Origin of the sequence: Nostoc sp., from assembly GCF_036919895.1 — a bacterium.
GTDB lineage: Bacteria > Cyanobacteriota > Cyanobacteriia > Cyanobacteriales > Nostocaceae > Nostoc.
In genome coordinates, this window is sequence record NZ_JBALBW010000029.1 from 24094 (window position 1) to 34464 (window position 10371).

Here is a 10371-nt window from a genome sequence, read left to right on the forward strand (position 1 = left end):
TTCAGGATAATGAAGGCACATTATCAAATGTTTTATGACTAACCCAACATCATCTACCATTGAGCAGGAAGCAATAATTGACGAGATTATTGCAAATAGTCTCCAAGCTCAACAAAAAACAGGCCCAGACCTCCGCCAAATTCATAGTAAAAGTCATGGACTTCTGGGAGGAGAGTTTATTATTGAACCGAATCTTCCTGAAGACTTGAGAGTAGGTTTGTTTAAAACGCCCCAAACCTATCCTGCATGGATTCGTTTCTCTAGTGGTGGTTCGCCTAAAAAGCGTGGTGAATTCACCTCCGATAGCCAGCCGGATGTTCGCGGTATCGCCATCAAGGTGATGAATGTGGACGGGCAAAAAGTTCTGGATGATGAAGAAAAAACTCAAGATTTTATCCTCAACAATTATCCGATTTTCTTGACCAAAGATGTTCGTGATTACGCCGATCTTTCCAGAGCCGGGAGTGGACAACTTAGCCCAGAGCGCTTGCAGGAACTTGGTTACGCCTTTGCAATCTTGCAAAAAATTGGCAGCAATAAAGTAGGAAATCCGCTTTTAATTCAATATTGGAGTATGGCTCCATTTAAGTTTGGCGATCACATTGTAAAACTATCTGTCAAATCTCAACAGCCTGAACAACCACCCGAAACACTACCCGAATCAGAAAATTACCTTCGGGAAGCAATAGTAAAATATTTGACTGAAGAAGGTAAAGAAGCATCTTTTGACTTCTTTATTCAGTTTTATGTAGATGATGAGAAAACGCCAATTGAAGACCATGTTAAAGAATGGCAAGAAGCAGATTCACCGTTTATTAAAGTTGCGACTGTCCGCATTTTCAGCCAGAAATTTGACTTTGAAGAACGCAAACGTTTAGATGAGGGTTTGCTGTTTTCTCCTTGGCATACATTACTAGAGCATGAGCCTGTTGGAAGTGTAAATCTTTCTCGCAAGAGGCTTTACAGCGAGCTTGCAAAGTATCGACGAGAACAAATTGCCCAACGCTTGCGGGAACCACAACCTTATGTGGCGATTGAAGATTAACCACTATAATTTGATTTAAAACTGTAGGATGATAGGCTATAAGCCTACTTGATTAGATACCATTTTTTGCGTTGCTGATTTGAGGTATAAAAGTTATTACTTATGCAACCAAAACTCTTGTAGAGACGGAAAAAATTCCGTCTCTGCATTTACAGATGAAAGTGGAATGTCACTTACTTAAGAATGTATTGGACTATTTCACATTAACCAAGATTTTCCCATTCACCCCATTCATCCTTACACCAGCCAAGACTACGCCAATGCCCATTATGATTATGATTAGATTGTTTTTCAAAAGCAAATGAAAGAAAGCTTTCGCCTGTTTTTAAACGTAACCGATTGTTACCAGTAGTATCGAATAAAAATAGTACAATGCTAGCATGAAAAATATCCCCCGACTCTTCAGTTCCTATAATATCGCCACCAATTAAGGCTGACCAAGTTACAGATAGAGGGAATTTTCCTTTTTCATCAGTCCATATCCAACGACCAAATGATGGACAATTGGGGTTTTCAATATTTAATTGAATTTGACTATCGCGGTAAAAATCGTGGCCAACAAACTGATGAAAATCATCTAATAGAGAATCTATGATTTCATACCATGTTTCTTTGCTGTATGCTTTTTCTTCTTTTCCTGCATTCCAAAGCTTCTGTTCAAGTTCTAAATTCATCTTTTAATATCCCAAAATAGTAGGTTTAGAGTATTTAGGTTATTAATCAAATGCTGAACTGGAAAAAATCACGATCGCAGATTCTGCTAATGTATGGGCTATTGGGAGCGATCGCACTGGTGATGCTCTTTCCTTTACTATGGCTAGTTAGCACAGCCTTGAAATCGCCGACAGAAAATATCTTACAGTCGCCGCCACAGTTATTACCTAGTCAACCGACACTAGATAATTTTGTTAGTGTGTGGAACTCTCTACCCTTTGGGCAATACCTGTATAACAGTACTTTGGTGTCAGTGCTGACGGTTGGCTTAAATCTCCTGTTTTGCGCTTTAGCTGCCTATCCTTTGGCTAGATTGTCGTTTGTGGGGCGAGACTGGATTTTTGTAGCGATTGTCTCCACGATTATGATTCCCTTCCAAATCGTGATGATTCCCCTCTATATTTTGACAGTCCAGTTGGGTTTGAGAAATAGTTATTTAGGGATGATTTTTCCGAGTTTAGCTTCTGCCTTTGGCATTTTTCTCTTGCGCCAAGCTTTCATGAGTGTCCCCAAAGAGATAGAAGAAGCCGCCCGAATGGATGGCAGTTCGGAGTTAGGTTTGTGGTGGCATATTATGTTACCAGCAATTCGCCCAGCATTGGTAACTTTAGCTATTTTTGTATTCATTGGTGCTTGGAGTGACTTTTTATGGCCTTTAATTGTCATCCAAGATGAAAATTTATACACTCTTCCCTTGGGAGTCGCAAAGCTAGCCGGTACATTTTCCCTTGATTGGCGGTTGGTAGCTGCTGGTTCAGTGATTGCGATCGCTCCAGTATTATTATTATTTTTATTTCTACAACGTTACATTGTTCCCACGGAAACTGGTAGCGGTGTCAAGGGTTGAATAAAAAAGTGGAGATGCGAAAAGGCGGATAATGACAACTGACAAATTTAATAAGCACCAGTCTTTTTCAATACCACCCAGATAGTTTTAACAATCAGACTCAGGTCATAAGTTACAGACCACTTGCGTTGATAATCTATATCCATCTTGACAATGGTTTCAAAGTCTGAAATGCTTGAACGACCATTAGCCTGCCATTCTCCGGTCATACCTGGTTTAACTCGTAATCTATCCCAGTGGTGTGGATCGTAATTGCTGACTTCATCAGGGGTGGGTGGACGAGTACCAACTAAACTCATGTCTCCTACCAGAACATTCCAAAATTGGGGAAACTCATCTAAACTGGTGCGCCGCAAAAACTTACCCACAGGGGTAATGCGAGGATCGTCAGCAGATTTAAAGATGTGACCTTTGGCTTGGTTTTCAACCAAATGCTTGAGTTTTTCGGCATCAACGATCATGGAACGGAATTTCCAGATGCGAAAAGTTTTTCCGTTCAAACCACAGCGAATTTGGGAATAAAATATTGGACTTGGCTCATCAATAAAGGTAGCGATCGCCACAGGGATTGATACCATAAATGTAATAATCAGCCCCACAATGGCTCCAACAATGTCAATTAACCGTTTTCTCACGCTTAAAGTTGACGGGTGTAAAGGCTGTTGCGAACAATTAATTGAATAAAGAGAAAGATTATTCACAAGGGCTAACTTATTTTATAACAGGGATTTTTGCATTAGTAGTGTAGACATGGAGATAATTTATAGGCGGTTTTTACTGCTTTTGTCGCTACTACCGAGTATGAATGTACACAAATTTTCAGGAAAATAAACACTGAAAACCCAAAGTTTACAGAATCTTTTAATTAAAGTAACATATTGTAAATTTACAGTATTTTTGACATCAGATAAAAAAGATAGTTTTAGAGGTACACTTCCAAAAATTCAAAATGCTTATAAAGTAAGCATTTTGAATTTTGAGTAGTATTCTTATTCTTGTTTCTAGCGTGATGCACTAGTCTCAATGATGAACCTCTAAGGCGAAATTCACTGTATATGGTTCCTCCAGTGATTGCTGATTACTAGCCTTGATCGCATCTAGATAGCGACGCAAAGATAACAGTTGTTGGGAATTGGGACGATAGGTAAGACTCCCTTGTTTTTCAAAAAGTGGTGCTGTAGCGATCGCTTGATAATCAGGATTTTCTTGTGAATTCTGGGTTAGCCAAGTTGAACCTGTAACTGAAGGGATCAATCCCGAAGGCAGTTCACCTTCCAAAAAAGCCAGCAGGCGTTGTTGACAAGTGCGAGTATTGATCCCACGACCCTCAAATAACTGGATAACTTCACCGAAAGATAAGGGACGATCTGGTAGTAGCCGCAGCAATTCGGTAAATAGGAAATAATCAGTGTATTGTTGCCTGGGTATATCTAATATCTGGGGGTGTAGGGGCAGCATCGCCAAACCATAAGCAACGCGACTGCAATTAGGAGCGCCATTTTCGCCGAGATATGAATCTTGAATAATCTTAGCGTTAGGGAGTTTTTGCCTTAACCAACGGTTCACTGTCCCTATACAAGCCACCCCACCAGTTAGGATTGCTTGATTAATTGCTTCTGTAGGGATACCACGAGCTACCAATAATTTATTGAGTTCTCGGTTCAGGCGGCGCACAAAGGGGATAAATACCTGGCTTTCTAAATCTCGTCGCTGCAAAATCCACTGCTGATCGGCCAATTCCAGGGTAAAAGATTCTTGGTGTTGCAAAATCAGCTTCAGGGCTAGTGCTGCATCTAATACTCCCTGTCCCAGTAGAGAACTTTCTAGACGCTGCTGGAGGCGAATTCGGGCGGTGATATCTGGTTCTCCGACTCTGGGTAGTCCTAAGTCTTCCAAACCTAAACTCTGCCAACGCATTTGGTCTAAACCGGGAATTGACGGTTGCCATTGCCAAGGATTACTGCTAGTAGTTTTGCGTAGGCGTAGCCCGCCGCAGGCATCGCTTTGCGTTTCTCTGCGTGATTGCCGAGATTTAGGTGGCAATAACAACTGGCAAATAATATCTTGTTCAATTCCCTTGCCAGCATAAGCAAAACTGTGGAGCATGAAATCATTGTATGTCAACTGCACCAAGCTTTCTGGGACATCGACCAGCAACATTTCTGTGGCAGTTGTCCCAATGTTAATTACCAGGGTGTTCCCAACAATCGGATGTTCGCTGGTTTTTACCGGATGAGAACCTTGATGTTCGCTTAATTTTACTTGCTCACCGCTAACAGCATCAAGTTCCGGGAGTAGACTAGCGATCGCTTCTTCCACAAAAAAGACTTGCTGCGGATGTTGGATAAGTTTGCTGGTGAGTAAAGCCTCCCGGACGTTAAAGCGGTATTGTTCCGACCAACTAGATGGACAGGTGCAAATTACACCAGCAATATTATTGATAATCTGCGGAAAATCTGATTCGCCGATCCCCAGCGCAGCAGCCATTAAATTAGGGGTGGTACTTGTTTTTTCAGATTTCAGGGTTAATAGTAGCTTAGAGAGCGATCGCACAACCCAAATTAAAGGCCCTGCCGAAAATTCATTTAATTGCAAAACAGGTTCCCATTTTTGCCGTTCATTTTTGTATGGAATGGCTACTTGTAAATAGGGCTTCAACTGTGCTGAGTAGAGATTATTTGTTGTCGAATCTGCTGTGGTTCTAGGTATTGCAGGAGTGGATGATTGGTCAGGCGCTTTATCTTGAGCAACAGCCGCAGGTGCTGTCTGCTCGTGGACTTCAATACTTTCATTTTCTCCTTGGGGTACAGAAGCTGTAGGAAGATAAACCTCTGTTGGTAAACGAAACGATTGCTGGAAAGAACTTGTTCCCGGCGGATTTTCTGCTGACCAATAGATAGGATGCACAAGAAAAGTTGAGCGATTTAATAATGCAGCAGAAATTCCTGTTGTCCCTAAATCAATTCCTAAATACCAGACTGGTTCTAGAACATTGAGCGAAACTTCTGGATTGTTGATGGAGTTGGAAATTGAAGGGAAAGAACTATCTTGAACAGGAGTTGGAACTTCCTTTTGTTCTTCAGTTTCTACCTGGGTAACTGCCAAACTGGATAAAGCAGCAGTTGAGGTATTTTCTGTTTGTGGTTCAGGGGGAGTTGTGGGAATTGTGTCTTGAGTTTTATCAACTAGTTCCGATAAAATATCTAAGTTGGTAGTTGGCTCCGACTCAAAATTTAGCTGCCGATCAAAATTAGCCAAATCCCGATCTAATTGCTGCAACTGTTCTTCATCTAAAGAAATATCAGGTACGACTGTAGCCTGGTTTGACTCAACACAAAGTAAGTTTTCTTGTGGCGAAGCAGCAATATAGTTATCTACAAACGATTCTGGCCGATCGTTGTCGATCGATACTTCTGGTGTGACTTCCGGTTTGGCGATCCTTTTTGTGCGAGACGCTATGCTAACGGTAGGCTTTGCCAACGCAATTTCTGGAGTAACTGGTGCTGTAATTGTGGCATTATCCATAAAGGATGATACGTCCAGCAATTGCTGCTTGCTGCCTGCATCAGGCAATAGCTCAGTTAGGGTATTAATTGTATCAACACTAGCTGGCTGAGTGTCAAGTTGTGTAGGGGAATCTGTTTGTGGTGTAGAAAAGCTTAGAGACGAATCTAGGTCAGTATCCTCTTCAAAAAAACTAGCTTGCTGAGTATCGAGTTGTGTAGGGGAATCTGTTTGTGGTGTAGAAAAGCTTAGAGGCGAATCTAGGTCAGTATCCTCTTCAAAAAATAGTTTTTCTTGTGGCTCTGAGAATGAATTTCTAGTTTCTACTAAAGTCTCTTGGGCTGAAATACCTGTATTTGGTGTCACAACCGTAGAATCAACGTTTTGAGAGACAGATAGACTCTCAGCGATGTTCAACGTTGACTGGGAGGCTATGGAAGCAGATAAGTCATTTGTGGCTAGATCGAGACTTAGATTATTGACATCACCAGTACCAAACAAACTGGCGTAAAGTTGGTCTACTTCATCACCAACTAATGCAGAAATATCTTGTGGTAGTTCGGTTTGGTTTTCAGAAGATTGAGACGAGTCTAAGCCAAGCTGCAACAGCACTTCATCTAAATCCTCTGTGAGGGAAGTATCCTGTTGCTCAGAATTAATTGTGAGTGGAGATGAAGTTTCTGGCTGGATCAGATCCAAGGGTTGGAGCTTAAGTTCAGCAGCAATCTCGGCTGGATCGGCCAATGATGGCGATCGTGGTGTATCAGATTGTGCTTCTGGGAAAGATGACGGGGAGCTAGAGGATTCTTGCTGTAAATGCTGGGTCAAATTGTTGAGGAAGCTGGCCATCATCTGTTCGCCTTGCATTCCCTTGCTATGCATCCTTGCCAGTGCTTGCGACAGAGATTCGTAATAAGTATTAATGTTGCGCTGTAGTGCCTCAAATACTACATTCACAGTTCCATCTAATGATAATAAGCGTTGATCCAACTCCCTGGCTAGCTGGGTTAACTGCTCTACACGGTCTGCTGATTCTAATAAAGGTTGAGTTGCAGAGGTTGGTGATTCTGAGTTGGCGTAATTAATGACTTCTGATGAACTCGAGGAATTTGCCAAGGTTTGTGTTAACAGTGGCGTTAAAGTTGGCACAAGGCGACTCATGAGTACCTGTAAAAACTCGGTAATCATTTGATCCTGGTTTGTCAACTGCTGCGCTAAGGAGTAGTTTTGTAATCGCCTTTGCTCTAGTTGCCGAATTTCCTGTAGGAGAGTAGTTCGCTCTTGCAATAGCCCTTCCAATTCCGATCGCAATGGTTGGAGCAAGCTCGAAAATTCACTTTTTAATTGTCCGGCTCCAACGGGACTCAGTTCCTGATTGGATTCGAGCGGCGGTAATGGATACTGGTTATAACCTCGATCGATAAATTTTGTTAATAAAGGCGATGGCGGTTCTTCAGAAGATTGATTTGGAATGCCGTTTTCTAATGCTTCTTTTTCTTGCAGCCTCACCAAGAAGTTGCGAATTCGTTCTAAAACTTCTTTAGGCTCCTGCGCCTGACCAGGCAGAAATCTAGACAAGCGCTTGCCACCACTGGCAAGTAAGTTGTCAATGTCTGCGATCAGCTTTTGAATTTCATCTGCACTGGAAGTCACTTTTATCACCTTACCTAAAAACGGATGTCAACTAATATGGCAATTACTTCACAATTACTATACCCCTGCTGAAAAGCAAGCTACGTGCAGCATCGACCATAGGAGAAGTTTTGAGTGGCAAAAGCCGCTGCTTGGACTTATGACTGTCATTATGTTATGGATTACTGGGAGTACTGGCAATCTTCAGTCAGCTTTTGTTAAATAAAATAGGTAGTTCAAGAGAGAGGAATACTACCCGACGCTCGTGGACTCCTGCAAAGAAGCAAGCTACGTGTCTCTAAGAGTTGCTATGCCACAGGTTTTAGGCTGCGCTATCCTGCCTTCTGCCTTCTTCACGAGTTTTACAGTTCTTCGTTGCCTATTTTTGAAAATCGGTAAAATACCTGAGCAATAATTTACTAGCTTTAGTATCATTGATGTTGTTTGCCTATATTTTTAACTAATCAAGTTTGCAGTGCAGCTAGCCCCTAAACAATACAACCGTCGGCTATAAACTACTTTTTGCAAAACTTTTACCCCGTTTTCACTTATAGGTAAAGATTGTTCAGAAAAACGTTCTTGTCGCTTTCTTATGTAGCATAGTTTAGTTTTCTCTTTGAAAGGGAGCTATGCAATGATAGCTTAGGCTAAGAATGGCGCTTTTTTTTGTTGTGTTTATATAGCAGCTTGAATAAAAATGTGGTAATGGAAGACCGATATAGCTTGCAAGCACAGGCTAATCCCTGGATGATCGCCTCGGCTCCCTTTTTTCAAGGGTTGCCAGAAACTGCTGTAGAATCAGCTCTCATCCATCTTGTCACCCGCACTCACCCAGCTAATCAGGTAATTCTGCTGGAAAATGACTGGGGTGGTTCTGTGTATTTTATTCTAGACGGATGGGTAAAAATTCGTACCTATAATCTAGAAGGAAAAGAGGTAACACTGAATATTCTTGGCAAAGGGGAATTATTTGGTGAAATGGCGGCGCTAGATGAAGTCCCTCGCTCCACAGATGTGATTACCTTAGCTCCGACAGTAATTGGCAGTATGCCTGCTCAAGATTTTGTCAAGTTACTTCATATAGAACCCTTGGCAGGAGTTCGATTGGCGCAACTAATGGCACGACGTTTGCGGCAAGTCAATCGCCGATTGCGGTTGCGGGAATCTGATAGCCAATCACGGGTGGCAGATACGTTGCTATTTTTGGCAGAAGGACAGGGAAAAAAAGGCCAAACAGGAACAGAAATCCCCAATTTACCTCATCGGGAATTGAGTAGTTTGAGCGGACTGGCGCGGGAAACTGTGACACGAGTGTTAACAAGGCTAGAAAAAAAAGGCTTGATTAAACGGGATCAAGACACTGTTTGTATTCCCGATTTGTCAGCCTTAGAAAGAATGATCGTGTGAACTGCCCTGTCGTATAAACGGACGGGAATTCCCAATTCATCGGGAATAGCCTCCAGCACTCCGTAGTTCTATTGGTCTGACATTCCCTCCAAGGGCAGGAGTTTGATTCCCAAGACCCAAATCTTTTTCTTCTCCCTTGGCGCTAGCCTCTCCCTTTGGGAAAAGAGGAAACGCCAAAGGCGATGCAACATGTACCCCTACGGGTTCGGCACTTCCTTCAAGTCGGGGAACCCGCAAGGGCGGAGTGCCTCATCTGTTAGCTTGGTTTTCGCTTATGGCATTGACGGTCAAAACCCTAAGTATTTTACCAGAGAAATCACCCGCTCACAATCCCCACCCTATGAGTACATTGATGGTGGGGAGTGCGATTCGTTAAGAACTTGTCAGATATGAGTATTTTAGATTCTCTGCCAGATGAGCCGGAGGAAGATCCATCGCCTGAATCTCAAACTCCCCACAATCATTGGTTAGACAAAGAACAGCAATTAATGCCTCCTAAAATCAAGGCTGATACACCATTAAGGATGGTAGAAACGGCATTTTTAGCCAGTACTGCTAGCTTAATTTGGTTTATTAATTTCTACTTTCCCTTGGGGCCAGTTTTGCGGATATTTTTTCCAGTGCCGATCGCTCTAGTTTATCTCCGTTGGGGCAAGCGGGCGGCATGGATGGCAGCACTCACTTCTGGTTTACTGTTAACGGTACTGATGGGGCCAGCCCGCAGTTTGCTGTTTGTTATGCCCTATGGGTTCATGGGCGTGCTTTTGGGAGCGACATGGTATCGTCGTCGTGTTCCCTGGATTGTTTCTATCACCTTGGGTACGCTGTTGGGTACTTTAGGAGTTTTTTTTCGGCTGTGGTTGCTGTCCGTTTTGTCGGGTGAAGACCTATGGATTTATGTGATTACCCAAGTGACTGAGTTCATTGAGTGGGTATTTTTAAAGCTGAGTTTATTGGCGAGTCCCAGCGTGTTTTTGATTCAAGTGGGAGCGATCGCTCTGATTCTACTCAACAACTTTATCTACCTTTTTGTGGTACACCTCGCAGCATGGTTTCTTTTTGACCGTCTGGGAAACCCTATTCCCCGTCCACCACACTGGGTACAAGTCCTCATGGATTATGAATGATATTGACATCCTCCTCAGCCTGAAGGCGTGAGGATTCCAATCTAATCAAACAGACTTAACTGTATGAATTCCTGGCGGGTTGACGCTTCACAGGA

The 10371-nt window shown here is 42.6% G+C and carries 8 protein-coding genes; 5 read left to right on the plus strand and 3 right to left on the minus strand.

The genetic code is table 11. From position 1 onward, the window contains the following. Positions 1-34 precede the first annotated feature (34 nt). Positions 35-1045 (plus strand): catalase family protein, encoded by a 1011-nt coding sequence (locus tag V7K55_RS05170; protein ID WP_334828877.1) that lies wholly within the window; start codon positions 35-37, stop codon positions 1043-1045. A 203-nt stretch (positions 1046-1248) separates the two neighbouring features. On the opposite strand, the gene V7K55_RS05175 is transcribed toward V7K55_RS05170, so the two are convergent. Continuing rightward, positions 1249-1719 carry a hypothetical protein gene (locus V7K55_RS05175; protein ID WP_334828879.1) on the minus strand — a complete coding sequence of 157 codons (471 nt, stop codon included), beginning with the start codon at positions 1717-1719 and terminating at the stop codon, positions 1249-1251. Positions 1720-1769: 50 nt separating this feature from the next. On the opposite strand from V7K55_RS05175, the gene V7K55_RS05180 reads away from it, so the two are divergent. Further along, positions 1770-2606, plus strand: a complete 837-nt coding sequence (locus V7K55_RS05180) for a carbohydrate ABC transporter permease (protein ID WP_334828881.1) — start codon at positions 1770-1772, stop codon at positions 2604-2606. A 47-nt stretch (positions 2607-2653) separates the two neighbouring features. Here V7K55_RS05180 and V7K55_RS05185 read toward each other — a convergent pair whose 3' ends face one another. After that, entirely contained in the window at positions 2654-3307 is a 654-nt protein-coding gene (locus V7K55_RS05185) for a sugar transferase (RefSeq protein ID WP_334828883.1), read from the minus strand. 319 nt (positions 3308-3626) lie between these two features. Continuing rightward, on the minus strand, positions 3627-7763 hold the full coding sequence (locus tag V7K55_RS05190; RefSeq protein ID WP_334828885.1) for a hypothetical protein: 4137 nt from the start codon (positions 7761-7763) through the stop codon (positions 3627-3629). Positions 7764-8447: 684 nt separating this feature from the next. On the opposite strand from V7K55_RS05190, the gene V7K55_RS05195 reads away from it, so the two are divergent. The 3 genes from V7K55_RS05195 to V7K55_RS05205 all read left to right on the plus strand — a co-directional run bounded on the left by V7K55_RS05195 (position 8448) and on the right by V7K55_RS05205 (position 10276). Beyond that, positions 8448-9149 (plus strand): Crp/Fnr family transcriptional regulator, encoded by a 702-nt coding sequence (locus V7K55_RS05195; RefSeq protein ID WP_334828887.1) that lies wholly within the window; start codon positions 8448-8450, stop codon positions 9147-9149. Positions 9150-9285: 136 nt separating this feature from the next. Beyond that, the gene (locus V7K55_RS05200; RefSeq protein ID WP_334828889.1) at positions 9286-9525 is read left to right on the plus strand and encodes a hypothetical protein; all 240 of its coding nucleotides are present in this window, start codon (positions 9286-9288) and stop codon (positions 9523-9525) included. Positions 9526-9538: 13 nt separating this feature from the next. After that, the gene (locus tag V7K55_RS05205; protein WP_334828891.1) at positions 9539-10276 is read left to right on the plus strand and encodes a DUF2232 domain-containing protein; all 738 of its coding nucleotides are present in this window, start codon (positions 9539-9541) and stop codon (positions 10274-10276) included. Positions 10277-10371 lie beyond the last annotated feature (95 nt).

Coding starts and splice junctions, on each gene's coding strand:
- V7K55_RS05170 (WP_334828877.1), top strand. CDS start 35: ATGACTAACCCAACATCATCTACCATTGAGCAGGAAGCAATAATTGAC.
- V7K55_RS05205 (WP_334828891.1), top strand. CDS start 9,539: ATGAGTATTTTAGATTCTCTGCCAGATGAGCCGGAGGAAGATCCATCG.
- V7K55_RS05175 (WP_334828879.1), bottom strand. CDS start 1,719: ATGAATTTAGAACTTGAACAGAAGCTTTGGAATGCAGGAAAAGAAGAA.
- V7K55_RS05195 (WP_334828887.1), top strand. CDS start 8,448: ATGGAAGACCGATATAGCTTGCAAGCACAGGCTAATCCCTGGATGATC.
- V7K55_RS05180 (WP_334828881.1), top strand. CDS start 1,770: ATGCTGAACTGGAAAAAATCACGATCGCAGATTCTGCTAATGTATGGG.